Origin of the sequence: Lacunisphaera limnophila (assembly GCF_001746835.1) — a bacterium.
Classification (GTDB): domain Bacteria; phylum Verrucomicrobiota; class Verrucomicrobiia; order Opitutales; family Opitutaceae; genus Lacunisphaera; species Lacunisphaera limnophila.
The window spans coordinates 1,264,118-1,288,476 of sequence record NZ_CP016094.1; the positions used below are offsets into that span (position 1 = coordinate 1,264,118).

The 24,359-nt window shown below is 67.6% G+C and carries 21 protein-coding genes; 11 read left to right on the forward strand and 10 right to left on the reverse strand.

The genetic code is table 11. The annotated features are described in order from the left end of the window. Positions 1–101: 101 nt before the first annotated feature. Complete coding sequence (locus tag Verru16B_RS05290) at positions 102–905, reverse strand: TrmH family RNA methyltransferase (protein WP_069961310.1); 804 nt, start codon at positions 903–905, stop codon at positions 102–104. An 85-nt stretch (positions 906–990) separates the two neighbouring features. On the opposite strand from Verru16B_RS05290, the gene Verru16B_RS05295 reads away from it, so the two are divergent. Continuing rightward, a complete protein-coding gene (locus tag Verru16B_RS05295; protein ID WP_099093259.1) occupies positions 991–2,259 on the forward strand; it encodes a class I SAM-dependent RNA methyltransferase in 1,269 nt (422 codons plus the stop codon). Positions 2,260–2,681: 422 nt separating this feature from the next. On the opposite strand, the gene Verru16B_RS05300 is transcribed toward Verru16B_RS05295, so the two are convergent. From Verru16B_RS05300 to pdxH, 4 genes are all read right to left on the reverse strand, one after another. After that, complete coding sequence (locus Verru16B_RS05300; protein WP_069961312.1) at positions 2,682–4,787, reverse strand: S9 family peptidase; 2,106 nt, start codon at positions 4,785–4,787, stop codon at positions 2,682–2,684. 68 nt (positions 4,788–4,855) lie between these two features. Continuing rightward, on the reverse strand, positions 4,856–5,563 hold the full coding sequence (locus Verru16B_RS05305) for a lipoate--protein ligase family protein (RefSeq protein ID WP_069961313.1): 708 nt from the start codon (positions 5,561–5,563) through the stop codon (positions 4,856–4,858). A gap of 10 nt (positions 5,564–5,573) precedes the next feature. After that, positions 5,574–7,043: an ATP-binding protein gene (locus Verru16B_RS05310; RefSeq protein ID WP_169829277.1), complete on the reverse strand. Its 1,470-nt coding sequence runs from the start codon at positions 7,041–7,043 to the stop codon at positions 5,574–5,576. Between the two features lie 45 nt (positions 7,044–7,088). Further along, on the reverse strand, positions 7,089–7,727 hold the full coding sequence (gene pdxH / locus Verru16B_RS05315; RefSeq protein ID WP_069961315.1) for a pyridoxamine 5'-phosphate oxidase: 639 nt from the start codon (positions 7,725–7,727) through the stop codon (positions 7,089–7,091). A 124-nt stretch (positions 7,728–7,851) separates the two neighbouring features. Between pdxH and Verru16B_RS05320 the strand changes: the two genes are divergently transcribed. Beyond that, positions 7,852–9,087: a M20 family metallopeptidase gene (locus tag Verru16B_RS05320; protein ID WP_069961316.1), complete on the forward strand. Its 1,236-nt coding sequence runs from the start codon at positions 7,852–7,854 to the stop codon at positions 9,085–9,087. 77 nt (positions 9,088–9,164) lie between these two features. Here the strand turns inward: Verru16B_RS05320 and Verru16B_RS05325 are convergent, their stop codons facing one another. Beyond that, on the reverse strand, positions 9,165–9,749 hold the full coding sequence (locus Verru16B_RS05325; protein WP_069961317.1) for a MarC family protein: 585 nt from the start codon (positions 9,747–9,749) through the stop codon (positions 9,165–9,167). Positions 9,750–9,800: 51 nt separating this feature from the next. Further along, positions 9,801–10,967: a two-component system sensor histidine kinase NtrB gene (locus Verru16B_RS05330; RefSeq protein ID WP_069961318.1), complete on the reverse strand. Its 1,167-nt coding sequence runs from the start codon at positions 10,965–10,967 to the stop codon at positions 9,801–9,803. A gap of 169 nt (positions 10,968–11,136) precedes the next feature. On the opposite strand from Verru16B_RS05330, the gene Verru16B_RS05335 reads away from it, so the two are divergent. Then, on the forward strand, positions 11,137–11,409 hold the full coding sequence (locus Verru16B_RS05335; RefSeq protein WP_069961319.1) for a hypothetical protein: 273 nt from the start codon (positions 11,137–11,139) through the stop codon (positions 11,407–11,409). A gap of 177 nt (positions 11,410–11,586) precedes the next feature. Here the strand turns inward: Verru16B_RS05335 and Verru16B_RS05340 are convergent, their stop codons facing one another. After that, positions 11,587–12,498, reverse strand: coding sequence for a TIGR01777 family oxidoreductase (locus Verru16B_RS05340; RefSeq protein ID WP_069961320.1), 912 nt, complete (start codon positions 12,496–12,498; stop codon positions 11,587–11,589). A 103-nt stretch (positions 12,499–12,601) separates the two neighbouring features. Here Verru16B_RS05340 and rlmN point away from each other — a divergent pair, with 103 nt between their 5' ends. Further along, complete coding sequence (gene rlmN / locus Verru16B_RS05345; RefSeq protein ID WP_069961321.1) at positions 12,602–13,651, forward strand: dual-specificity RNA methyltransferase RlmN; 1,050 nt, start codon at positions 12,602–12,604, stop codon at positions 13,649–13,651. A 189-nt stretch (positions 13,652–13,840) separates the two neighbouring features. Next, entirely contained in the window at positions 13,841–14,419 is a 579-nt protein-coding gene (locus tag Verru16B_RS05350) for an OmpH family outer membrane protein (protein WP_069961322.1), read from the forward strand. Between the two features lie 225 nt (positions 14,420–14,644). Here the strand turns inward: Verru16B_RS05350 and Verru16B_RS05355 are convergent, their stop codons facing one another. Further along, positions 14,645–16,018, reverse strand: coding sequence for a hypothetical protein (locus Verru16B_RS05355; RefSeq protein ID WP_069961323.1), 1,374 nt, complete (start codon positions 16,016–16,018; stop codon positions 14,645–14,647). A gap of 175 nt (positions 16,019–16,193) precedes the next feature. Between Verru16B_RS05355 and Verru16B_RS05360 the strand changes: the two genes are divergently transcribed. The 6 genes from Verru16B_RS05360 to Verru16B_RS18260 all read left to right on the forward strand — a co-directional run bounded on the left by Verru16B_RS05360 (position 16,194) and on the right by Verru16B_RS18260 (position 22,920). Next, complete coding sequence (locus tag Verru16B_RS05360; protein WP_157772235.1) at positions 16,194–17,819, forward strand: Dyp-type peroxidase; 1,626 nt, start codon at positions 16,194–16,196, stop codon at positions 17,817–17,819. Positions 17,820–17,996: 177 nt separating this feature from the next. Further along, entirely contained in the window at positions 17,997–20,639 is a 2,643-nt protein-coding gene (locus Verru16B_RS05365) for a hybrid sensor histidine kinase/response regulator (protein WP_169829278.1), read from the forward strand. 45 nt (positions 20,640–20,684) lie between these two features. Further along, positions 20,685–21,359 carry a hypothetical protein gene (locus Verru16B_RS05370; RefSeq protein ID WP_157772237.1) on the forward strand — a complete coding sequence of 225 codons (675 nt, stop codon included), beginning with the start codon at positions 20,685–20,687 and terminating at the stop codon, positions 21,357–21,359. Between the two features lie 101 nt (positions 21,360–21,460). Next, on the forward strand, positions 21,461–22,114 hold the full coding sequence (locus tag Verru16B_RS05375; RefSeq protein WP_069961327.1) for a response regulator transcription factor: 654 nt from the start codon (positions 21,461–21,463) through the stop codon (positions 22,112–22,114). 100 nt (positions 22,115–22,214) lie between these two features. Beyond that, positions 22,215–22,550: a hypothetical protein gene (locus Verru16B_RS05380; protein ID WP_069961328.1), complete on the forward strand. Its 336-nt coding sequence runs from the start codon at positions 22,215–22,217 to the stop codon at positions 22,548–22,550. A 229-nt stretch (positions 22,551–22,779) separates the two neighbouring features. Beyond that, positions 22,780–22,920, forward strand: coding sequence for a hypothetical protein (locus Verru16B_RS18260; protein WP_157772239.1), 141 nt, complete (start codon positions 22,780–22,782; stop codon positions 22,918–22,920). Between the two features lie 18 nt (positions 22,921–22,938). Here Verru16B_RS18260 and Verru16B_RS05385 read toward each other — a convergent pair whose 3' ends face one another. Then, complete coding sequence (locus Verru16B_RS05385; RefSeq protein ID WP_069961329.1) at positions 22,939–24,312, reverse strand: 5'-nucleotidase C-terminal domain-containing protein; 1,374 nt, start codon at positions 24,310–24,312, stop codon at positions 22,939–22,941. Positions 24,313–24,359 lie beyond the last annotated feature (47 nt).

Consider the following 24,359-nt stretch of genomic DNA (forward strand, 5'->3'; position numbering starts at 1 on the left):
CGATGGCGCCACACGTGAGGACGGAGTGGCGCGAGCCCGTCGACCGGCTCAAGGCCTTGAGCTCTCCGCGCGGGCAAGCTCGCCGCCCAAACCAGAGCCGTTCACCCGTTCCGCTGCCGCACCGCCTCGAACAGCGTGATGATCGTCGCCATGGCCACGTTCAGCGAGTCGGCCTGGCCGGCCATCGGGATGCGGACGAGGACGTCGGCCCCCTTCATCCAGAATTCGCTCAGGCCGTACTGCTCGCTGCCCATGACGATCGCCAACGGTCCGCGCAGATCGGTGCTCGTGTAGATATTGTCCGTGTGCGGCGTCGTCGCCGCGGTGCGGATGCCTTTCGCCTTCAGCCAGGCATGCACAGTCACGCTGTCGGCCACATAAACCGGCACCGAGAACAGCACCCCCGTCGAGGCGCGGACGACATTCGGGTTGAACAGGTCCGTCACCGGGTCGCACACGATCACGGCATCGCACCCCGCCGCATCGGCGCTGCGCAGGATCGTGCCCAGATTGCCCGGTTTCTCGATGGATTCGACCACGAGGAGGAAGGGGGCGGGTTTCAGGACCAGATCCTCCAGCTGGCGTTTCCACTGCGGGGCCACGGCCAGCAGACCGTCCGGCCGCTCCCGGTAGGCCACCTTGGCGAAGGCGTCCTTCGACAGTTCAAACAGCTGCGCCCCGGCCTGCCGGGCCTGCTCGATGAGCGCCGGCTCGTTTTCACCCAGGAACCACTCGGGACAGAAATAAAATTCCTGCGGGCGGACGCCCTTCTCCAAGGCCCGGCGGATCTCGCGGTAGCCCTCCACCAGGAACAGACCCGCGGCGTCGCGCTCCCGCCGCTCGCGCAGCTTCACGAGCTGCTTCACGCGCGGATTCTGGAGACTGGTGATCTTTTCGGGACTCACGGTGTAAAATTTACCACAGGGGCACAGAGAGCACGGAGAATTGGGACTAGGCAATTACCTAAAACTCTGTGTTCTCTGTGCCTCCGTGGTTAAAAAGAAAAAGTTCAACGATCATCCCTTCCCCTACCGCACCGAGCTGGAACTGGAGATCTCCACCCTGACCAACCTCGGCGTCGGCCTCGGCCGGGTACAGGTCGGCGAGGGTAAATGGGTCGTCATGGTGCCTTTCACCCTGCCGGGCGAAAAGGTGAAGGTCCGCGTGTACCGCAACCACAAGAACTTCTCCGAGGCCGACCTGCTGGCCGTGCTCACCCCGTCGCCCCACCGGATCGACCCCCGGTGCCCGCTGTTCGGCCGCTGCGGCGGCTGCCAGTACCAGCACCTCACCTACGCCGAGCAGCTCAAGTGGAAGCGCCAGCAGGTCGAGGAACTCCTGAAATACATGGCCGGGGTGGAGTTCGCCGTGAACCCGGTCATCGGTTCGCCGCGTGAGTTCGGCTACCGCTCGAAGCTCACGCCGCACTTTTCCGCGCAGGCACGCCGGCGGGAAGGGGCCACTGACCAGGATCCTGTCACCAGCGAAAGCCACCCCATCGGCTTTTTGAAGCAAAGCTCCCGGTTCGAGCTCGTCGACGTGCCGCATTGCGACATCGCGACGCCGGAGATCAACGCGAAGCTGCCGGAGGTCCGAGCCAAGACCCACGCGCGTCTCGCCGCCGGGGAATACAAGCGCGACTCGACCCTGCTCCTGCGCCACGCGCAGGAAGGCGTGATCACGGACTATGATGCGGTGATTCACGAAAAGATCGGCGACCTCCGCCTCCATTTCCTCGCCCGCGATTTCTTCCAGAACAACCCCTTCATCCTGCCCGCCTTCACCGGCTACGTGCGCGAGCAGGCCGCCGGCAGCGGCGCGCGGTTCCTCGTCGACGCCTACTGCGGCAGCGGCCTCTTCGCCCTCAGCTGCGCGCCGGCCTTCGAGCGCGTCTCGGGCATCGAGCTGAGCGAGACCTCCATCAAGTTCGCCACGGAGAACGCCGCGGCCAACGGCATCACCAACACCGTCTTCCGCGCCGGCGACGCCGCGCAGATCTTCGCCGGGCTGGACTTCCCGCCGGCCGACACCGCCGTCGTGATCGACCCGCCGCGCAAGGGCTGCGACGAGTCCTTTCTCAGCCAACTCTTCGCCTTCGGGCCGCGCGCCGTCGTTTACGTGTCCTGCGACCCGGCCACCCAGATGCGCGACCTGAAGGGTTTCCTTGCCGCGGGCTACAAACTGACTGCCGTGCAACCCTTCGACCTCTTCCCGCAGACGCGCCACCTCGAGTGCGTGATCACGCTGGTGCGGAGTTGATTGCTTCTTGTGGGCAGCCCGCTCGCGGGCGCTCCGGCTGGCTTTATTGTAGGGGCGGATCGACCGCGCTCCAGGCGATCCATTTTTACGGACCGCATCACCCGTTCCAGCGCCGCAAAAAGTTATTCACCGGCCAACTATCCGTAGCAGGAGCGCCGGGGCGGGTGTATTCTTCCAGCGTGAAAGGAACCCTGGGCCCCGTGGTGTAGAGCAGCGAAAACCCCCGTGCCTGGTAATGCCTTCACAACCCGCCCTGCCAACCGCCATGGGGTGGCGCAGGACAAAAAACAACGCACCTATGCGCTAAAGTCCCGGCCTCCGCGCCGTCGACCCTAAAGAAAAGGCACCCTGCTCCGGCGGGGTGCCTGTTTTTTTGGTCCGATGCCCGCGGGCGCGCACAAGGCGCGCCGCTACCGGGAACCTCACTCCGCCTTGGCCTCGAAGCGCGGCTCCGTGAGCGTCGGCGTGCCGCCGATCCACCGGGCGAGCCAGGTTTGGAACTCCCAGTTCCAGTAGATCGAGTTCTGCGGCGTGAGCACCCAGTGGTTTTCATCCGGGAAGATCACCAGCCGCGCGGGCAGGCCCATCGCCTGGTAGATGCCGTAGAGCGCAGTGCCGTTGACGTAGGGCACGCGGTAATCCTTCTCGCCATGGATGATCAGCATCGGGGTCTTGAAGTTCTTCGCGTACGTGGTCGGGTTGTTGCGCTGCATGCCCTCGACGTTCTCCCACGGCTTGCCGCCCAGCACCTGCGAGAAGCCGAAGCTGGTGACATCCGCGCCGTACTGGGTGATGAAATCGTTCACGCCCGCATGGTTGATCAGCGCGGCAAAGCGGTCGGTGTGCCCGGCCACCCACGCCGCCATGTAGCCGCCGTAGCTGCCACCGGCCGCGGCCATCCGCTTGGGATCGAGGTTGGGCAGTTTCTTCAGGAGGAAATCCGTGCTGCGCAGGATGTCGTCCAGCGGCTTGTCACCCCACTGGCCGAGGATGCTCTGGCTGAACTTCTCCCCGAAGCCGGTCGAGCCGTGCCGGTTCACCCAGGTGACGACATAACCCGGCGCCGCCATGGCGTGCGCGTTCCAGCGGTAGCTCCAGGAGTCGCCCACCATCGTGTGCGGGCCGCCATGCATCAGTTGCAGCAACGGGTAGGATTTCTTGGCGTCAAAGCCCGGGGGATAGATCAACCAGCCCTGCACCTGCGCGCCCGCCGCGCCCTCGAACCAGTATTCCTCCACTTTCCCGAGATCGAGCTCGGCCAGTAGCGCGGCATTGATCTGCGTCAGCGGCCGCGCGGTCCCGGCCACGGGGTCGAGGACGAACAGCTCGTCCGGCCGGCTCGTGGTGTTGTTCGCAAAGACCAGGGTGCCGGCCTCCGCCACGAGGCCGCTGGAGGTGCCGGCGCGGTGGACCAGCGAGAAATCACTGCCGTCGGCCTTCAGCCGGAAAATCCCCGTCGCGCCCTTGTCCTCGGACGTGATCCACAGCGTCTGGCCGTCAGCGGAAAACGCCACATCGCCGACACTGTAGTCCAGCTGATCCGTGACGGGCACATTCGTTCCGGTCGCGAGGTCGTGCCGCCACAGCTTGGCGAACTCCCCGTTGTAGTAGGGCGTTTCCAACCGTTTGAAGTACAGGCTCCGCCCATCGGGGGAAAAGGTCGCGCTGCTGTCGTCACCCGGATTCTCCGGCGTGAGATTGCGCGTCACTCCCGAACCGTCGGTCGGGACGACATAGATGTCATTGTTCAGGTAGCCCGAGTAGGGCGGGGGCGTGGAATTGATCGTCAGCGCCACGCTCCGCCCATCGGGCGCGATCTCGAAATCCAACACCCCGGCGTTGGTGAAGGGATGCCCGAATTCCGTGCCGGGCAGCAGGTCAACCAGCCCCTTCGTCGCAAGATCCACCCGCACCAGCCGGTGGGCCAGCCCCTCCGTGGTCCAGGTGTCCCAGTAACGATAGGCCCGCGCCTCCGTGACCCGGGCGGTCATCTTGGAATCCTTGCGGCGCTTCATTTCCTTTTTCATCGCCGCGAGATCCTCGCGGCCGAGCCGGCCCGCTAGCGCCGGGAGCACCCGCGTCGCCACGACAAGGGCGCTGCCGTCCGGCAGCCAGCGTGGCGTGGCCACGCCGTAGGGCAGCTCGAGAATCTTTTCGGCCTCACCGCCGGTCAACGGCAGCACATACAGGGCCGCCGTCTCGTCCTCGCCCCGCTTCGAGGTGAAGGCGATCCGCGTGCCGTCCGGGCTCCAGGCCGGGGACGAGTCGGAGACCGCCATCGTCGTGAGCCGGCGCAGGCTGCCGGTCGCCACCTCGGCGAGCCAGAGGTTCGACGTGCTCTTGTTCTTCTCCACCGACCACTCCGCGATCGTGAACACCACCCGCTGGCCATCCGGGGACAGGGCGGGGGAGCCGATCCGCTTCAGGGCCCAGAGATCCTGTGGGGTGAGGAGACGCGGGGTGGAGGCGAAGGCCGTCGTGGCCACGGCCACGCCGAGGATAATCGCGATCAGACGGACAATTTTCATGGGCCGATGACAGACAGTCCCGGGCCCGGAGTCAAAGGGTCAGAAGGCCACCCGGGCCGCACTCGCGTTCACCGGTTCTCCATCCACTCCGGGCTCGAGTATTGCTCGATCAGGCCCTCGACCTCGCTCTCGTTCAGCTCCGGCCAGGGAGTCGGCACAACCTCCGCCCCCAGCGTCCGCGCGATCCCGGCGGTGAAGTGCTCCTCGAATTTTTCCCAATCCACGGCGCCGACGCGGCTCTTCTCGATCGAGCCCTGGAGCAGCAGGCCGTGCTTGTTGCGCTTCATCGCCGCGCCCGCGATCTTCGCACCGGTGACGGTGTTCACCACATCGTGCAGCTCCGGCCGCTCGAAGCAGATCGTCGGGCCCTCCTCGGTGGGATGCCGTTTGTCCTGCAGGGCCACCGGCTCGCCCAGCGCCTGCATCGCGCCAGCGAGGGCGGCGTGGACGTCGCGGTAGGCCTGCGTGGCCGGGGCGTCGAACAAGGCGTGCGCCCGCGGGATCACCACGCAGTAGGTCCAGTCGTGGCGGTGGTCCACCAAGCCTCCACCCGTGGGCCGGCGGCACAGGTCGAAGCCCTCGCCCGGAGGCAGGTTGGCGCGGATGTAGTCCATCGTCTGGCTCAGGCCGAAGGTGAAGGCCAGGGTGCGCCACTCGTAGTGGCGGAAGCGCGCCGCCGTGGGCACCGGATACCGCTGGAGCAGCAGGAAATCCAACGCCATGTTCTCGGCGGCGCCGGCGGTGCGGACGGGTAGGGTGTGGAGCGGAAGCGTCATGGCCGGCGGATTACTTCCCCTTGGCGTCCAGGAGGCGGCGGACCTCCTGCAGGAGCGAACTCAGGGCAAAGGGCTTGGGCAGATGCAGCAGGGTTCGCCCGGTGCGGTCCGGCCAGGCGGGCGGCTCAGCGGCGGTGCTCACGAGCAACAGGGCGGGGTTGGCGGCGCGGAGCCGCTGCAGCCACTGCTGGCCGGGGCCGGTGGCGGTGTCGGCGATGACCAGCTGCGGGGAAATGGCGATGCGCTCCGCCTCGTCCACGTTCGCCGCCTCGGTGACGGTGTAGCCATCCAACCCGAGAATGCCGGCGATCATTTTCCGCAGCGCCTCCTCGTGCTCGATGATCAGCACGGCCTCGGTGCCCTGGGTGGCGGGGAGGCTGCTCAACACCGTGGTCGAGACCTGCTCGGGCTCGGCGGTCTCGGGCAGATACAGGGTGAACCGCGTGCCCCGTCCGGGGGCGCTCTCCACCGCCAGCTGGCCCTGCGCCTGGCGCACGATGCGTTGCGCGATCGGGAGACCGAGGCCGGTCCCATGCGGCTTGGTGGTGTAGAACGGCTCGAAGATCCGCGCGAGGACCGGCGGCTCCATGCCGATCCCCTGGTCGGCCACCTCGAGGACCACGTAGGCGCCGGGCTCCAGCACGGAGTCCCGTCCGCCCGCCCGCGGGGGCACGGTGTGGTTGCGGGTCCGGATGGTGAGCTTGCCGCCCTGCGGCATGGCGTCGCGGGCGTTGAAACAGAGATTGAGCAACACCTGTTGGAAATGCGTCGGGTTGATGCGGGCGTTGCCGAGATCCGAGGCCAGCCGCAGCTCCAGCGTGATCTCCTCGCCGCCCACCCGGCGGATGATCTCGGAGATCTCGCGGATGAGCGTGTTGTAGTTGATGACGATGGTCTCGGCCTCGGGCCGGCGGCTGAACTCGAGGATCTGGCGCGCGATGGCCGCGGCCTTGAGCCCGGCGCGGTGGATCTCGCGCAGGTCCTTCGCCGCCGCCGGAGTGCCGGCGATCTTGGGCTCCATGATCTCGCAGTAGCCGTTGATGATCGACAGCAGGTTGTTGAAGTCGTGCGCCACGCCGCTGGCCAGCAGGCCGATGGTGTCGAGCTTCTGCGACTGGAGCAGCGCCTCGCGCTGCCGCCAGAACTCGGAATGGTCGTGGTAGACCACGACCAGCGGACCCGCGGCCGCCGGGGTCAGCGGCCGGTAATTCCATTGGGCGAAGAACTCGGTGCCGGCCTTCTGGTAGAGCCAGCCCTCGCCGCTGCCCTCGCGGGCGGAGGCGCCGGCCGCGCGGGCCTGCCGGAGCAGGGCGGCATCCGTGCGCGGGCCGTGCAGCAGCCGGGTGTTGCGCCCCTCCAGCTCGGCCGCGGTGTACCCGGTGAGGGCGCAGAAGCGGTCGTTGACGTGCAGGATGTCCACCCCGCCGGCTTCCCAGCTGCCGGCGGTGATGAGCGCGGGCTCGGGCAGGACATCAATCACGGCCCGCGCGGGCCTGGGCGCCTTGGCTTTGCCGGCCATCGGGGCTCAGGGGGCGAGGCGCTCGACCAGCCAGTCGGCGCCAGGTTCGCGCCGGTAACGCAACCGGTCATGCAGGCGGCTGCGGCGGCCCTGCCAGAACTCCACCGTCTCGGGCACCAGCCGGTATCCGCCCCACTGCGGCGGCAACGGCACCTCGCGGCCCTCGTATTTGTTTTCCACCACGCGGAAACTCTCCTCGATCACGGCCCGGCCGGCGATGACCGTGCTCTGCGGCGAGGCCCAGGCCGCCAGCTGGCTGGCGCGCGGCCGGCTGTGGAAATAGGCGTCGGCCTCCTCCCGGGCCACCTTCACCACCGCCCCTTCGGCGATCACCTGCCGCTCCAGCGCCACCCACGGAAACAGCAGCGAGGCCCGCGCCTGGTCCGCCAGCTCGCGGCCCTTGCGGCTTTCATAATTGGTATAGAATACAAAGCCCCGGCCATCGCATTGCTTGAGCAACACCGTGCGCACCGAGGGCCGGCCGTCGCGCCCGACCGTGGCCAGGGAGAGGGCGTTCGGCTCGGTGATCTTCGCCGCCACCGCCTCGGCGAACCACCGGTCGAACTGTTGGAACGGGTTCTTGGCGAGGTCTTTCTCCAGCAACCCCGCGAGCCCGTAGTCTTTGCGCATGTCGGCCAGTGCCATGCGGGGATGGTGCCCCGGCTCCGGAAACTGTCAAAGGCATCCTCGCCGCCGGGTGATTTTCACCCCGGGTCCGCGAGTCGCGGCTGGCTTCGGCCGGGGGGAACGCCCTAAATAACCCCTTCGCATGACGCCCGCCGATTATCTCGCCAGTCACTCCTCCGACCTCGTGCGCCTCCTGCAGCAGCTCGTCCGCCTGCGCACGGTCAACCCCCCGGGCGAGAACTACGGCGAGATCACCACGCTGCTGGCCACCACCCTGCGCGACCTCGGCCTGCAGGTGCGCCGCGTGCCCGTCCCCCGCGCGCTGCAAAAGCGCACGCAGCCCGACCTCCTCGACCACCCGCGCTACAACGTCATCGCCTTCTGGGACGCCGGCGCGAAAAAGACCGTCCACTTCAACGCCCACTTCGATGTCGTGCCCGTGTCCGGCGAATGGAAGCACGGCAGCCCCTTCAGCGGCACGGTCGACCGCGGCTGGATCTACGGCCGCGGCACCTCCGACATGAAGGGCGCCATCGCCAGCATCATCTTTGCCCTGAAGGCCCTCCGCGCTACCGGCGCCAAGCCCAACTTCAACATCGAGGTCTCATTCACCGCCGACGAGGAAACCGATAGCACCCTCGGCACCGGGTGGGTCACCGCCCACGGCCGGCTCAAGGCCGACTACGCCATCGTGGGCGAGGGCGGCGAGGGCGATGGCGTGTGCTGCGGCCACAACGGCGTCGTGTGGCTCAACGTCCGCGTGCACGGCCGCGCCGCGCACGGCTCCACGCCGGAGCAGGGCGTCAACGCCCTCGAGAAGATGTCCGCCCTCGTGCTCGCCCTCGACGAGTACAAGCGGATCCTCGCGAAAAAGACCTTCCGCACGCCCGACGGCCAGCTCCGCACCCCCACGCTGAATATCGGCGGCGTCTTCGCCCCGGGCGAGGGCGGCAAAATCAACACCGTGCCCGCCGCCGCCAGCTTCTCCATCGACCGCCGGATCCTGCCCGTCGAGACCGTGGCCGTCGCCGAGCGCGACCTCCGCGCCTTCCTCAAGAAGGCCGCCGCCCGGATCCCGGACTGCCGCATCACGATCGAGAAGGTTTCCGACAACCACTCCTGTTTCCGCGACCCGGCCACGCCCTTCGCCGACGCGCTCCGCGCGAGCGTGGCCCGCGTCCGTCGCCGGCCGGCCCACTTCTGCGTGTCCACCGGCTTCAACGACATGCATTTCTTCGCCAACGTCCTGCGCCTCCCCACGCTCGGTTACGGCCCCGGCGGCCAGAACTACCACGCCGTCGACGAGCGCGCCAAGGTCCAGGACCTCGTCGAAGCCGCCACGATCTACACGGACCTGCTCACTACGTTCGCGGGCTAAGTAGGAATTAAGAAGGAAGAATTAAGAAATCGGACCGAAAAATCTGCAGGATTGATTTCCTAATTCATCCTTCTTCCTTAGTTCCTTAGTCCCTGCCGGATCATCGCCACGGCGATGGCGGCGAGCAACATCGAGACGATCTTCGAGATCGCGCGCAGGCCGGTGCCGCCGATCTTGCGGCCGAGCCACTCGCTGTAGTGGAGCGCCAGCACGACCAGGGCGAGATTCACGGCCAGCGCCACCAGCGTCACGGCCAGCCCGACGGCCTGGTTCTGCGCCAGCACGAGCAGCGTCGTGATCGAGGCCGGCCCGGCGATCAGCGGCATGCCCAGGGGCACGACGCCGAAATCCTCCGGCAGCTTCTCCGGCTCCGCGGCCGACGAGAGTAGGTCCTTGGCCGCGATGACAAAGAGGATCAGCCCGCCCGCGATCTGGAAGTCGCTCACCGAGATCCCGACCGCCTTGAAGATGCTCTGCCCGAGGACGAGAAACCCGAGCGCCACCAGCCCGCCGGTCCACGTCGCCTGGTTGGCGATCTTCTGGCGCTGGGCGGCGTCGACGTTGCGCCCCAGCCCGAGGAAGATCGCGGCGAGGCCGACCGGGTCGATGGCCACGAACAGCGGGATGAACGCCAGGAGGAACTTGGAAAACCATTCAAGCATGGCCGCAGGCTGCGGCCCGCGCGGAAAAAGGCAACGCCCCACCGGCGGGCTTCACTCCGCCAGGGCGCGGGGTGCGGCGGGCAGGATGAGGTGAAAGGTCGTGCCCCGGCCGGGTTGGGAGTCCACGCGCAGCCGGCCCCGGTGTTTCTCGATGATGGTGTGCGAGGTCGCCAGGCCGAGTCCCGTGCCCGTTTTCTTGGTCGTGAAGAACGGGTCGAAGATGCGCGCCAACACCTCGGGCGGCATGCCCGGGCCGTCGTCGGCGAGCGACACCTTCACCCAGGCGCCGGTCGGCGGCAGGCCGGTCTCAACGCCGGGTTCGAGGTTGACGGCCCGCAGGCTCACGCAGCCGGACGCGCCGGTCATCGCCTGCACGGCGTTGAGCACGATGTTGTGCACGACCTGCCCGATCTGCGTCTCGTCCACCTCCACCGGCCAGAGGTCGGCCGGCAGCGCATCGTCGAGCCGCACGGGCGAGCCGGTGACCGCCAGCCGGGCGGCCTCGCGCACGAGGGCGGGCAGGCGAGTGAGTTTCCTTTCCTGGGTCCCGCCCTTGGCGAAGGTCTTCAGCTGCTCCGTGAGCTTGGTCGCCCGGTGGATGACCTTGTCGATCTCCAGCAGGCGCGGCCCGACCTCGAGGGGCAGGTCCGGGGTGTCCTGCGCCAGGTAGAGGTTGCAGCTCATCACGGTCATCAGGTTGCCGAAGTCGTGCGCGATGCCGCCGGCCATGAGACCGAGCGACTCCAGCCGGTTGGTGCGCTCCTGCTCCTCCGCGCGGCGGCGGCGTTCGGTGATATCGGCAAACACCCCGTAGATGCCCACCGGCTCGCCTGCCTCGTCACGGATGATGTCGGCGCGCACGAAGGCGGGGATGGCTTGGCCGGCGCGCGTGCGCACGTCGGTCTCGCCGCTCCACGAGCGCCCGCCCTTCACCGCGGTGAGGATCTCCTGCGCCACGGCCGGGTCGGCGAAAAGCACGCCGTCACCCGGCACGGCATTGAGCTCATCCACCGTGTAGCCGAACAGCTCCAGGTGGGCGCGGTTGTGGTAGAGGGAATGACCCTGCATGTCGCCGATGCCGATGGCGTCGCTCGTGCTCTCGACCGCCTGGCTGATGCGACGCAGCATCGCCGCGGTGTGGTCCAGCCGGCGCTGCAACCGCCCGGCCCGCCGGCGCCCCAGGACAAAGCCGGCGGCCAGTGCGGCGGGGGGCAGCACCCAGGGAAGAAGCGTCAGGGCTGGATTCACGGGAACACCCCCTTCAACGGCGCGCCGCGCCCGGGCTTGAGGCCATCCCGCGCAAGGTCTGCGCCATTATAACCACAATCCGCGCGGAGCACGGGGACGCAAATGGTGCTATCCTGCAGGCCAAAAGGAGAGCCTCCCCATGCCTGTCATCAAGATTCATCTCGAACACGCGGAAAACGACGCCGTTGTCCGCCTCGCCGACCTGCTCCGGGTCAAACCGGAGGACGTCGCCTTCGCCGCCCTCAACCGCCTGATGCTCGTCGCCCGGGAACGCACCGTGCAAAACGACATCGTGCTCACCCTGCGCTGGCGGCAGGACAACCTGCCCCTCTGGAGCGACAGCGCCGGCTCCGTGCACAACTACGAGGGCATGTCCCCCGCCGAACCGGAAAAGAGCAAGTATTCGGTCTAGTCCTGCGGTACTGCGGGTGAGAGGGACTTCACGCCGCGCCGCCCGCGCCCATCCAACTGTAGGGCGGGGTCGCCGAACCCAGCCTCGGGTGCATCAACGTGTTCGAACCAAGGCGGGGTTCGGCGACCCCGCCCTACAACCTATGCCGGCTGAAATCGCGCTGCGTGCTGGACTGATTTACTTCCCCAGCAACTCCCGCAGCGCCGGCTCCAGCCTCGGCTGCGCGACTTGAAATCCCGCCGCCAGCAACCGCTGCGGGGCGCAACGCTGGCCGTGCAGCGCGAGGTTCGGATCGACGCCCAGCAGCGGCCCGGCCGCGAGGCGGATCGCAAATTCCGGCGCCGGCGGGCTCCAGGGCCGGCCCAGCACCCGACGCAGCGTCCGCATGAATTCGGCGTTCGACACCGGCCCGGGCGCGCAGAGGTTGAAGACGCCGGACAACTCCGGCCGCGTCAGCACCGCCACGAAGGCGGCCACGACGTCGTCGCGGTGCACCCAGCTGAGGAACTGCCGCCCGCTGCCGGCCGAGCCGCCAAGAAAACGCCGCACCAACTGCGCGAGCGGGGGCAACGCGCCGTGCTCCGCATCCAGCACCACGCCGAGCCGCAGCACCACGCGGCGCACGCCGGGCAGTTCCACCGCAGCGAAGGCTTCCTCCCATTGCCGACACACCTCGGCCAGGAAGCCCGGGCCGGACGCCAGCGTCTCGTCGCAAAAGCGGTCGCCCGCGTTCCCATAATAACCCGTCGCGCTGCACTGGATCCAGACGGGCGGCGGATTTTTGGCGCGGGCCCAGCCCTTGCCCAGCGCCTGCACCGCGAGCCGGCGTGACTCGAGGATCTCGCGGCTGTTTTCCAAGGTGTGCACGCAATTGATCGAACGGCCCGCAAAATTCACCACCGCGGCCGCCCCCTCGAGCTCCGCCGCCCAGGCCCCGCCGGTCTCGGCGTTCCAAGCCACTTCGCGGAGCGGGGCGTCGTCCCGGGGCTGGCGCGAAAGCACCACGACCTCCCAGCCCTCCGCCGCCAGGCGCCGGCCGAGGGCCTGCCCGAGAAACCCGCTGCCGCCGGCGAGGACTATTTTTGCCATGACCCGATAGGTAGCACGAAATTCGCGGCTGGCAATCTGTAGGTCGGGCTTTACGCCCGACCTCGCTTGTGTCGGGGATAGACCCCGCTCTTCCTTCCCGCCTGTGTCCACGCCACCCACCCCCTTCCACGACCTGACCCGCGAGGCCCTGCGCGTCCTCACGGTGCGCTGGGGATTCAGTCCCGTGCATGCGGCGCGGCTCTGGCGCTATGTCTACCTCGACCGGGTGGAAGCCTGGGACCTGATGTCCGAACTGCCGGTGAAGTACCGCGACCGCGTGGCGGCCGAGCTTTCCCTCACCCCGCCGACCGTCGCCGTGGAGACCCACAGCAGCGACGGCTACACCCGCAAATACCTCCTCGACCTCGCCGACGGGCGGCGGATCGAGACGGTCCTGATGCGCTTCACCGGCCGGGTCACGGCCTGCATCAGCAGCCAGGCCGGTTGCGCCATGGGCTGCGTGTTCTGCGCCACCGGGCAGATGGGTTTCACGCGGCACCTCACCCCGGGCGAGATCGTGGCGCAGGCCTTGCACGTGAATCGCGTGCTGCAGGCCACACACCCCGACGAGCGCCTCCGCAACATCGTGCTCATGGGCATGGGCGAACCCCTGCACAATTACGAAGCGGTGATGACGGCCACGGAGATCCTCTGCGACACTGCCGGCCTCTCGCTGGGCACCAAGCAGATCACCCTGAGCACCGTGGGCGTCGTGCCCGGCATCATCCGGCTGGCCGATGAGGGCCGCCCGATCCACCTCGCCGTCTCGCTGCATGGCGCCACCCAGGAGGAGCGCGCCGCGCTCGTGCCGGTGGCCAAAAAATGGCCGCTCGACGAGCTGATGGACGCGTGCCGCTACTACATCGCCAAACAACAGCGCCGGATCTTCTACGAGTGGACCCTGATCGAGGGCAAAAACGACACCGCGGAATCCGCCCACGCCGTCGGCCGCCTCCTCCAGGGCCAGGACGCCCAGGTGAACCTGATCCCGCTCAACCCCACGTCCGGTTACGACGGCATCCCGACCGGACGCGACGCGGCCCGGCGTTTTCAATCCATTCTCGCCGAGTACGGGCTCCCGAGCACCGTCCGCCAGCGCCGGGGCATCGACATCGCCGCCGGCTGCGGCCAGCTGGCGATTTCAAAGTTGTAGGGCGGGGTCGCCGAACCCCGCCTCGCACGCGATAAGGTAATCGAACGCTGGCGGGGTTCGGCGACCCCACCCTACACCCGAGCCCTGAGCCGGAAACCTGAGCCCCCTCCCAACCGTAAAAACCGGGTGGGGAAAACCCCTCATTTAATCTTTGCCAACGCCGGGCCAGACCGTAGCTGTTGGCCTCCCATGAAATTCTCCCGCCTGCTCGTTTCCGTCCTCAGCCTCACCCTGGGCTTCACCTCCCTGGCTGCCCAAACCACCACCGCCCCGGCGGCGGCGCCCGCCTTGCTCCCCCTGTCCCGCGTGGCCTGGGTCAACAGCAACGCCTTTATGGCCGAGGAGGGCGGCATCAAGCAGCTCGTCCGCAATATGAAGGAACTCGAGCTCGAGTTCAGCGGCACCGAGAGCGAGCTGAGCCTCCTCAATGAGAAGCTCCGCACCCTCGTCGGCGAGCTCCAGAAGCTGCAGGGCGACGCCGTCGCCAACGCGGTCGCGATCCAGGACAAGCAGTCCCAGGGCCTCCAGCTGCAGCGCGAGCTGCAGACCAAGCAGCAGCAGGCGCAGGCCGCCTTCGGCCAGGCCCAGCAGACCAAGCAGGGCCCCGTCTTCGCCGCCATCGGCCAGGCCCTCGCCGCCTACGCGAAGGATCGCCAGCTGAGCTTCATCTTCGACGTCGCCAAGCTCGGCGACGGCGTGCTCGCGGCCCAGCCCGAGCTCGAGGTCACCCAGGACTTCATCGCCACCTTCAACGCCGCGAACCCGTAACTCGTCGCGCTGCGCGCGACGGTTGTTGGTTGTTCGTTGTTGGTTTCAAATTCAATCAGGCCCGGCTCACGCCGGGCCTTTTTTGTGCCCGCTTTATGCAGGGCGGGTTCTAGGACGGAGGCTGGGCGAAGTTCCCTCCCTCCCGTCCAGGCCAGGGCGTCCTGATCCCAACAACCCTCAACCAACAACTAACTACCGCGCGAAGCGCGTTCCGCGCCCCGCGCTTCACGCCAACTTGATCATCAACGCCGAGGCATCGGCCTTTTGCGCGGCCTCGGTCGCCAGCCAAGCCAGCGCGTGCTGGCGCGCGGTGGCGTCGAGCTCGGCGCCCTGGGCCTTCTGGCGGAGCAGGCCGGTGATGAGCGTGAGCTGCGCGCGGACATCGTCGGGATTGGCGCGGGCGTTGCGCAGCGCGACCGCCAGGCCGGCCTCGACTTGGGCGGGCGCGAGCACGCCCTTGCCGCCGAGAAACTGCGTGAGCGTGGCGCCGAGCGCCTGCACGTGGGCGGTGGGGACGGCCGGCGGGACGTAGGCCGGGCCGCTGCCCTCGGGCAGCGCGGTCCATTCCATGTAGAGTCGGAGCTGTGCGAGGAACTGGCCCAGCACCGCATCGGCCGTCGCCGGCGTCCAGCGCGTGCTGAACTGCTTCAGCTCGCGGAATTTCTTCACCTCCCAGATGCGCAGCGTGAGCTCGAAGTCGTCGTTGCGGTTGCGCAGCGACGTGGTGACCACGTAGTCGAGCCCGCCGGTGCTGGTGTCGTTCAGCTCGCGGATGTTCTCGGCGGTCCACTCGACCGGGAAAAGGAAGTAGTGCAGGGCGCTGGACAGCCCGACGGCCGCGCTGGCGTCATAGCCGGCCGAGGCGGTGAAGGTCTCGGCGAACCACAGCGCCAGGCCGCGGCAGAAACGGCCGGTCTCGTCCTCGGGGCGCGCCGAGCGCGCGGCGAAGTCGGACAAGCCCGGCAGGCTGCACTGGGCGAAGGCCACGCGGCGGAGCTTGCCATCCTTCGCCGGCAGCAGCTGCGGCGCGGCCGCCTCCAGGCCGTAGTACCAGACCGGTTTGCTGATGCTCGCGAGGCTGATCTTGTTCTGGACCGGCGCGTCGCCGGCGATCTGCTCCGCCGTGGGCGCGGCCGCATCGTGGCCGGCCATGAGTTCGCCGAGGGCGTTCGAAAAGCCGATGAGGCGTTCCTCGAGTTCCGGCCGGTTGAGCGCGAACAGGATGTCGAGCAGGTGCTGGGCGGAGTCGATCTGGCGCAGGGAGAGGAAGGCCTGCAGGAGATTGATGCCGGTGGCCGGGCCGTGGCGCTGGGCGTCGTAGTGCGGGGCGACGAGCTCGATCAGCTCGCGCACGTGGCCGCGCGAGCCGAGCTCGCCGGAGAGGGTCACGAGCACGTCAGGGCGCGCGCCGGCGGAGGCGAGCACCTCCGTGTAGATGGCGACAGCGGCCGGGAGGTCGCGGGCCTCGAGCTTAGCGCGGGCCTCGGCCATGCGCGGGATCACCCCGCCCGCGAGCGCGGGCTTGTCGGCCGCGGGGGTGGCGGGCGTCGGATCCGGCTGCGGCTTCTGCTTGGAGGAGAAACTGTCGAAAAATCCCATGGCAGGAGCAGAGGGACATCCGGCCGCGCTGGCGAATGTGTTTTGCAACAACGCGGGAGTTTTTCCCGCACCCGGAGGCCACGGTCCCGGGTGAGGAGAAATTCTTTCCGCTATGCTGGGCGGCATTGCCTTGGCACGAACCTCGCTCAACCTCCCCGCGATCCGGGAATCCTCCATGCCCTTCCCCGCCTTTCCTCCCAGTCTGCCCTTGAATCGTCCGGGGCTCTCGCGTGACGAGCGTCAAGCGGAGGCCAGTTTCCTTGATGCAGTCCAAGGCAACATCCTCAAGGGTCACGGCCGCGACCACCAGCGGCTGGTGTTTTTTCGGTTTCCCTCCGGGGTGGACCGGGCGCGGGCGGCGGCCCGGGCAGCCGCGACCTACGATCGCGAGCGGCACATGCGGCCCTGGATTCGCTCCGCCTTGGAACAATACCGGCAACGCTCGCTGCGCTACCGGGCCGTGGAGCTCCGGCGGCAATACTCCCTGCAGGCGGAAAAGTGGGCGATGGCGGAGAGCCAGCAGGATGTGCTCCAGCGCCTCACCGCGCTGGAAGACCAAGTGGTCGTCCAGTATTTCAGCGGCCTCCTGCTGAGCCGCTCGGGCCTGGAGGCGCTCGGTATATCGCCGGAGGAAAAAGCCGCCCTGCACGGCTCCCTTGAGACCGGCATGGCCGCCGGCATGCAGGGTCCGCTGATGGGCGGCAGCGTGGACCTGTCGTACTGGACCAAACCCTACACGGAGGACTTCCACGGGATTTTCCTGCTCGCCTGCAAAGAGGAGAAGGCTCTCGACGAGCAGCTGGTGCCGGCGCTCAAGGCCTGGTGCGGGGAGCATGATATCTCCGTCTGGGAAGAACACATCGAGCCAGGCTGCACGTGGCGGGATGAGGGCAACCCCTACGGCAACGGCTACCATCCTCCCCGCGAACCCTTCGGCTTTGTCGACGGCATCAGCATGCCCCAATTTTTCCACGAGGATCGGGAACCCGCCGTGCGGACGCCGGGCACGCCGCCGGCCTGGCACTCCATTGACCTGCAACTGGAGAACGTGTTTGTTCGGGACGGCCCGCTCCGCGGCGGTTCCTACGTGGCCCTGCTCAAGCTCGAACAGGATGTGCAGGGCTTCCGGGAGCATGAGGTGAAGATCGTCGAGCGCCTGCGGGCCTGCGGATTTGCGGCCGACGTCGCCGCCGACCTGGCACCGGCCCTGATCATGGGGCGCAACCGCCACGGCCACACGCCGGCCCAAGTCCTGCGTTCCCTCCCGGTCCCGGCGGGCACGGATCAGAACGCGTCCCGGCCACCCCACCTGCCGGCGTGGCTGAATGAATTCGACTTCGAGGAAACCCGGCAAAGCGCGGGCTGCCCGTTTCACGCCCATATCCGCAAGTCCAACCCCCGCGCGATGTCCCCCACCGGGCTGGACAAACACGCGGTGGGGCGCGTCCAGCCGGTCCGGCGCGGGATGATCTTTGATCCCGCCCGGAAACTGGCGGCCCGGGAGGCGGCCAACACCGGCGCCTGGCCCGGCTTCGGCGACGGCGTCGGCCTGCTGTTCCTCGCCTACATGGCCGACCCGTGGACCCAGTTCGACCAGTGGCACAACACGTGGGCCCGGGACACCGCCTTCCCGACGTACGACACCGCCAACATGGATCCGGTGCTCTTCGGGCACAGCGAGCCGGTGACGCATTGCGGTGCCGACCAGATCCCGCCCTTGCCCCCGGTGGTGCGGCGGCTGGGCGGAGCCTATCTTTTCGCCCCGGCGATCCACTGGTTGGAAAACCTCCCCACGCCCTGAGCCATGTCGCTGCCCACGCCGCTCCAGTGGTTGGTTTACCAGCAGGATTACCTGTGGTTCCTGGCGTTGGCTGGCTGGTCGCTGGTGCTGGTGGCGTGGTGGCGATTTGCGCGGCGGGACGGTCTCATGCCTTGGCTGCCCGTGGCGGCGGGGGCAGGCATCGCCATCGCCCTCACGATGTTCACCCAGCTGGTGACCCCGGTGGAGCTTCGTCCCAACATCGATCCTTGGCGGGCCTGGGATCTCGGGGTGGGGGGCATCCACGCCCTGCTCGCCGCGGGTATCTGGTGGTGCGCAACCAGCGGAGGCGACAAGTTCCGCCGGCTGCTCGTGGCGGCGGGCATGGGGCTCATGGTGGCGGCCGGTGCCTGGCGGTGGGACCACCCGGTTTTAGGAAGCTGGATTACGGTGGCCTCCCTCAGTCTCGGGGTGTTGCTGCTGGTCCGCCGGGAGAAATCCCCCTTGGAGCGGGCTTCCTTGCTGGCGCTGGCGGCCGCCGGGTGGACCGGTACCACCGGTCCTTTGGCCGAGTTATTGGGTGTGCCTCATCGGCTGGAGGGGATCAGCCCGTTGGGGCCGCTGGCGGCGGCGAGTCTGTTTTCTTCCGCCCTCCTGGCCACTATGCCTTTGTTTCGGACTACGCCCGGTTTGAATAATCTGTCGGCCCTGCGCCGCAGTCTCATCCTGTGGCTGGTTCTTGGCATCGCGTTGGCCGGTATCATGAGTCTGTGGGCGCGACGAAATTTTGAACAGCATCTGCTGGCCCGCGTTAAGGCTTCGGCCCCCTTGATTGACCGCGACGCGCTGGCTGCGGTCCTTGGTCCGCAATTCAGATTGGATAGATTGGATGCTTCGCCGGGTACACCCGATCGCAAGGACTTCTACTATTCGGCTTTTCTTGCCGCGCAAAACCCTCTCCGGGTTTCACAGGGGCTAAGCGAAATTGAAAAAGCCAATCCGGATGCCCAGTGGGCCATGGTCCTCACCCTGCGCAGCGGATTGTTGGTCTCCTGCTGTGTCTCCAATGAGATGCCCGGCATTCCTGGCAGCTTTGGCATCTATGGCCTGCCTGATCAGGCCACTTGGGATTCGTGGGTACAACAAGACGCCACTGTCTTGGGCCCAGTTCGCTTCTATTATGGTGACACGATTCAGGCCCGCGCCCCCTTGATTTCGTCCGAAAGGAAAATGCTGGGCTGGCTGGTGCTGGACTTTGGCGTTTCCCACTGGCTGGGCGCACAGCTGCAGGCGCGTTTGCTCGCCTTTGTGGTGATTTTTTTGGGTGGCGCGATTCTCGTGCTTGGCTGGTGGCAGCGCAACCGGGAGGAATCCCGCGAAGCCGCCCGCCTGGAGGCGGCGAACGCCCGGGCCGCCAGCCAGCTCAAGACCGCCTTCCTCGCCAAGGTGAGCCATGAGCTGCGCACGCCCATCCAAAGCCTGTTGGGCTACAGCGAACTCCTGCGCCGGCATGTGACCGACGACGCCAAGGCGGCCCTCTGGCTCTCCTCCCTCCAGCAGCACGGCGAACTGATGACCCGGCTGGTCAACGATCTCATCGACCTCAGCGCCGTGGAGTCCGGCTCTTTCCGGCTAGCGCCAAAAGTCGTGCCCGTGGGCGAGGTGGTGCGGCAAACGGTGGAGAGTTTCCGGCCTCGGGCGGAACAACTGGGACTCTCGCTGGCCTGCTTCATCGATCCAGCCGCGCCGGCCGCGGCCTCGCTGGATGGCGAGCGCTTCCGGCAGGTGCTGACCAATCTGATCGGCAATGCCCTGAAATTCACGGAGCGCGGCGGGGTGACCGTGGCCCTGCAGGCGCGGGCGGCCGCAGAAAACAAAACGGAACTGATCCTCGTCGTCCGTGACACTGGCCCCGGCATACCTCCGGACCAGCAACACCGGTTGTTTGTGGCGTTCTCCCGCCTCGAGGGCACCGCCGCGAAGGAAGGCTCCGGGCTTGGCCTGGCCTTGTCGGCCGCATTGTGTGGCGCCATGGACGGCAGTCTCGCGGTGGAAAGCGACGGGGTGGCCGGCTCGGTGTTCACGGCCCGGTTTAGGGCGGCCTCCGCGGAACTCTTCGAGACCAGGCCAAGCTCCCGCCAAGCCGCCGGATTGCGCGGCCGGCGCGTGCTCGTGGTGGACGACAACCGGCTGCTGCGGGAGCTCTTTGTCGCCTTCCTGACCGAGCAAGGCGCGCTGTGTGCCGCGGCCGATACTGGCCGGGAAGCCCTCACGCAGGCCGCGGCCAATCGCTTCGATGCCATCATTCTCGATCTGGCCCTGCCCGATGGCGACAGCACCTCCCTCGTCACGCCACTGCGGGCGCAACAACCCGCGCAAATCCGCATCATTGGCGTCAGCGCGCATGCCAGCTCGGCCGACCGGGCCCGGGTGCTCGCCGCCGGTATGGACGCATTTCTAACCAAGCCTGTGCCACTGGACGTCTTGGCCCAGGCCGTGGCCTCCAGCCCGGATGCTGGCAAGGCCCTCGACCTGTCCTCGGTCTCGCCGCTCCTCGAACGACTGCGGCAGGAATTCCGGCGCGAGTTGCCGGGGCAGCGTTCGCGGATGGCCGCGGTGATCGCCGCCGAGAACTGGCTGCAGGTGCATGCGCAGGCGCATTACTTGAAAAACAGCGCGGCCGTGGTGCGGGATGACGCCCTCTTCGATATCTGCACCGGCCTGGAACAAGCCGCGCTGGATGCCGATGCGCCGGCCGTGCAGCACTGGTGGACCCGTTGTCAGGCACGCCTTGATTCCTGGAATGATGCTTCCGTCCCTTTTCTCCGCCCGCCTGACGCGGTCGGTCAATCCAACCCATAATCCACGTCTCCCATGCCCGTCTATGCTCCTTACAAGTTCGGTTCCATGTCCGCCGCCCTACTCGGGGTCAGCCTGAGTAGTGACGGAAAAATTGTGGTGTTCGCCCGCCAGCGGGCCGCCGCCCCGACCGACGGCGCCGCCGCCCCGGCGATGAAAGATCTTTTTCGCTCCGCTCCCTTGGCCTTGTCGGGGAAGGGCACGGTTGATTTCACTCTCTCGCTCAAAGATAAAAATATTACGGGCACGCCGAAGGAAGCCCTGGCGATGGTGGCGCCGAGAATCTGGCCAAGGCTGTATCCCGGCCTAACGTATTTTTCCCTGGGCGCCCACGACCCGCTGGGGGCCATCGACATCGATTTCGCCGCCTTTGGGCCGGTGCAACGCCCCGCGAATATTTCCTCCAATCGGAGCCTCAGCTTCACCTTCCACTACGATCCCCAGGCCGCCAATCCGCGCCAGCGCGCCGTGCTGGAACTGAAAGACAAGGACAGCGGCGGCTTGCTGAACCAGCGCTACGAATTCGCCGGCCTCGACAACCTCCCGGCCGCGCCCGCGGGGTTGCTGGTGACCATCCAGGTCGATCCCGCCAACTATGACGACGGCTGCGCGACGCTGGAATTCACCTCCGCCCAGCAGGTGTCGGTCACTCGCTCCGATACCGGCGCCGTGGTTTCAGGTCTGTCCAAGGTCGTGCTGAACACCTCCAGCAACCCGGCTTGAGTGGCTTTACCGCGGATGTCATGAGGGAACCGGGCAAATTTCCCGGTTCCCTTTCCCGGGCTCCCGCGCACACTGCCGGTCGTTTGCGCTAGGCTGTCGTCATGCCCCCTGAGAAAAAATCCGCCCGCATCGTGCTCATTGAGGACCACACCATGGTCCGCCAGCTTTTTGCCCACCTGATCCGGGAGGACCTGGGCCACACCCTCGCCGCCGACTGCACCACCGTGGCCGAGGGCACCGCCGCCCTGCTGAAGGAAAAACCCGATCTCGCCATCGTCGACTGGATGCTGCCCGACGGCCGCGGCTTCGACCTCGTGCGCCAGGTCGGCCCGAAGCTGCCGCGCACCCGCTGGCTCTTCATGTCCTCTAATGAACAGGGCCACCTCGTGCGCGAGGCCGTCAGCCTCGGCGTGCAGGGCTTCGTGATGAAACGCTCCGACCTCGCCACCATGCGCGACGCCGTGCGCCGCGTGCTCAACGGCGAGACCTATTATTGCCCGGCCAGCGCCCGCCTCCTTGTGGACCGCATGGTCGGCGAGGGCCACGCCATGGGCGTGAGCCTCACGCCCCGCGAGCGCGAGGTGCTCCGCGGCTTCGCCGGCGGGGAAAACCCCAAGGTCCTCGCCGACCGGCTCGGCGTGAGCGCCAAGACGGTGCAAAACCACCTTTCAATCCTGCGCGACAAACTCGGCCTGCAGGAGCCCGCCGCCCTCGTGCACTACGCCATCCGTCACGGCTACATCGAGGCGCCGTAGTGCGGTTTCAATCGCTGTAGCCGAGCGGGACATCTGCCCGGGTTTATTCCACAGCTCCCACGCGGGTTCGGCGCGGTTCTGGTATCATGGTTCCATAACCATGAATGCGCCCACGCCTGACTTTCTCGACCGCGCCCTTTTGCTCGGCGGTGTCTTTGGTTTCATCGTGGTGGCCGCAGGCTGCCTGCTCGTGTTGGTCTGCCTGCTGAGCAGCCGGGCCCAGCCCCATATGGCCCCGGATGATGATTTTCCCGCGGTCAAGCCCGGCGGGTTGGTGCTCGCCATCGCCGTGCTGCTGGGTGGCGCGCTGCTTGTGTTCTCCTCCATGTGGTGGATCGGGCGCGACCTGCTTCCCCTTAGCCGCGCCCGGGCAGGCCTGGTGCTGACCCGGACCGACTCCGGGCCCGGGGCGCTGCATCTGTTTCCCTGGGAATGATGCCATTCAGACCAACGACCGCCACGCCGTGACTGCTGCCGGGAATTCCACCTGTATAATTTTCCCGGGTTCCTGTGCTCCGTGCGCGGAATTCTGGCATCATGCAGGCATGCAACCGGTGTGTTGTGTCAGGTGTGATCGGCCGGCGGCGGTGTTGCCGCCGGCCGTGTCCCCGGCGGTGGATCAGTTGTGACCGTGATCGCCCCGTGGACCCCTGCACCGGCCGCCCATGCCTGACTCACTCCAAATTCTCCTGATCGCCGCCGCCGCCACCGCGGTCACGTTGCTGGTCTATTGGACCAGCCTGCAGCTGAGCCACTGGCTCACGCAGCGCCGGCATCAGTCGCGACAAGAGCCCGATCCCCGGTAAGCGCGCATGGGCGCGCGCTCAGGGCGCGCTCAGGCCTGAAATCACCGCCGCCTTCACCTTGAGCCCGGCCACCTCGCGCCAGACCAGCGCCGGGAGGCCGAAATAGCGGTCGGTGTTGCGCGCGCCCCAGTCCGAGGTGGCGATCCGGTAGGTGCGGGTGGGATCGGGCGCGGCCGGGCCGTCGGCAAAATTGAATTCCCCGCGCCGCTGCGCGAATGGCGTGGCCGGGGTCAGGTTGGCCGCCGCCAGCAACTCCGCGAGGCGCACGCCGTCCACCTCGGTGACGAAGACCGGACCGTCGAAGCGAACGCAGGCATCAAACTCCCGGCGGGTGACCGTCCCCGCCGGCAACCCGGCGCCAAACGTGGTGTTGCCGATGAAGGCGGCGTCCACCCCCGCGGCGGTCCGCAGCGCGGCGGCCGCAAACCGCCCCGCTTCCGCCGGTGCATAGGCTTGCTGCGTGCGGCCCACGCTCGCCCGGTCTTCGGGTTGCAGATGCTCCGCCAGGACCCGGTCGATGAGGTCCTTCATCTCCGGGTCGGCCGGATCCTCCGCCGACAAGGCCACCTGCTCGACCGTCCAGCGCGGCTGGCCCGCGTCGTCGCGGTCGAGCCACGCCAGCGACACGTGGGAATTCCACGAGCCGGAATGAACATACACCGTCCGCCCGAAGGGTTCCACGAACCGCTGGTGGTCGTGGGCGCCGGCGAAGAGCGTGCCGTCGGGCAGCAGCGGCTGGATCGCCCGGTCCGCCTTGATGCCCGCGTGGCTCAACACGATCGGCAGCGGCGTGCCGCCGAGCAGGGTGGGGAAGTTTTCCCGCGCCCAGACCACCGGGTCGGCTAGGTCGAGCTCGGGCCGGAGCGCGACGCGGTAGGTGGCGAGGTTGTCGGTCGTCACGCCGACCACGACGGCCGGGGTCGCGCCCAGGGTCAACGCGAGGGCCGGCGGCGCTGCGACCCGCCCGGTGCCGCGGTCCTTGATGTTGGTGACGACGCGCGCGCCCGTGGCCTCGATGCGCCGCACGGTCTCGGCCAGATCATGAAATTCCGGCTCGTGGTTGCCGAGGTTGACGATCGTGGGGGCGCGGCGCGCCAGCGCGCCGTACATGGCGAAGTCGATCGCCCCGCCGGTTCGGCGCGCGATGACGTTGCCCAATTCCTGCGTGTCGCCGTTGAGGAGAATGACCAGCGGCAGGCCGGGATGCTCCGCCTGCAGGCGGTCAACCCGCGCGACGAGCTGCGCCGTGCGATCGTAGGCGGAATGTTGGTCCCCAAGCAGGAGGGCCAGCGCCTCGGGGTGGGCGGGGGCGGTCGCGAGACCGGATAAGGGCAGGAACGCCAGGAGGGCGGCCAGCAGGGGGCGGCCGGAAAGTCTGGGTGCTCCTCGCATCCCGTGATGCGAAACCCGCGGAGCCAGCAAGGCGATGCTGTTTTGCT

What these genes read in the sequence shown, in the direction of transcription:
- Verru16B_RS05300 (WP_069961312.1), bottom strand. Translation starts at nt 4,787, where the DNA reads ATGAAAATTGTCCGTCTGATCGCGATTATCCTCGGCGTGGCCGTGGCC.
- Verru16B_RS05305 (WP_069961313.1), bottom strand. Translation starts at nt 5,563, where the DNA reads ATGACGCTTCCGCTCCACACCCTACCCGTCCGCACCGCCGGCGCCGCC.
- pdxH (WP_069961315.1), bottom strand. Translation starts at nt 7,727, where the DNA reads ATGGCACTGGCCGACATGCGCAAAGACTACGGGCTCGCGGGGTTGCTG.
- Verru16B_RS05320 (WP_069961316.1), top strand. Translation starts at nt 7,852, where the DNA reads ATGACGCCCGCCGATTATCTCGCCAGTCACTCCTCCGACCTCGTGCGC.
- Verru16B_RS05325 (WP_069961317.1), bottom strand. Translation starts at nt 9,749, where the DNA reads ATGCTTGAATGGTTTTCCAAGTTCCTCCTGGCGTTCATCCCGCTGTTC.
- Verru16B_RS05335 (WP_069961319.1), top strand. Translation starts at nt 11,137, where the DNA reads ATGCCTGTCATCAAGATTCATCTCGAACACGCGGAAAACGACGCCGTT.
- Verru16B_RS05340 (WP_069961320.1), bottom strand. Translation starts at nt 12,498, where the DNA reads ATGGCAAAAATAGTCCTCGCCGGCGGCAGCGGGTTTCTCGGGCAGGCC.
- Verru16B_RS05350 (WP_069961322.1), top strand. Translation starts at nt 13,841, where the DNA reads ATGAAATTCTCCCGCCTGCTCGTTTCCGTCCTCAGCCTCACCCTGGGC.
- Verru16B_RS05355 (WP_069961323.1), bottom strand. Translation starts at nt 16,018, where the DNA reads ATGGGATTTTTCGACAGTTTCTCCTCCAAGCAGAAGCCGCAGCCGGAT.
- Verru16B_RS05360 (WP_157772235.1), top strand. Translation starts at nt 16,194, where the DNA reads ATGCCCTTCCCCGCCTTTCCTCCCAGTCTGCCCTTGAATCGTCCGGGG.
- Verru16B_RS05365 (WP_169829278.1), top strand. Translation starts at nt 17,997, where the DNA reads ATGTTCACCCAGCTGGTGACCCCGGTGGAGCTTCGTCCCAACATCGAT.
- Verru16B_RS05370 (WP_157772237.1), top strand. Translation starts at nt 20,685, where the DNA reads ATGTCCGCCGCCCTACTCGGGGTCAGCCTGAGTAGTGACGGAAAAATT.
- Verru16B_RS05375 (WP_069961327.1), top strand. Translation starts at nt 21,461, where the DNA reads ATGCCCCCTGAGAAAAAATCCGCCCGCATCGTGCTCATTGAGGACCAC.
- Verru16B_RS05380 (WP_069961328.1), top strand. Translation starts at nt 22,215, where the DNA reads ATGAATGCGCCCACGCCTGACTTTCTCGACCGCGCCCTTTTGCTCGGC.
- Verru16B_RS18260 (WP_157772239.1), top strand. Translation starts at nt 22,780, where the DNA reads ATGCCTGACTCACTCCAAATTCTCCTGATCGCCGCCGCCGCCACCGCG.
- Verru16B_RS05385 (WP_069961329.1), bottom strand. Translation starts at nt 24,312, where the DNA reads ATGCGAGGAGCACCCAGACTTTCCGGCCGCCCCCTGCTGGCCGCCCTC.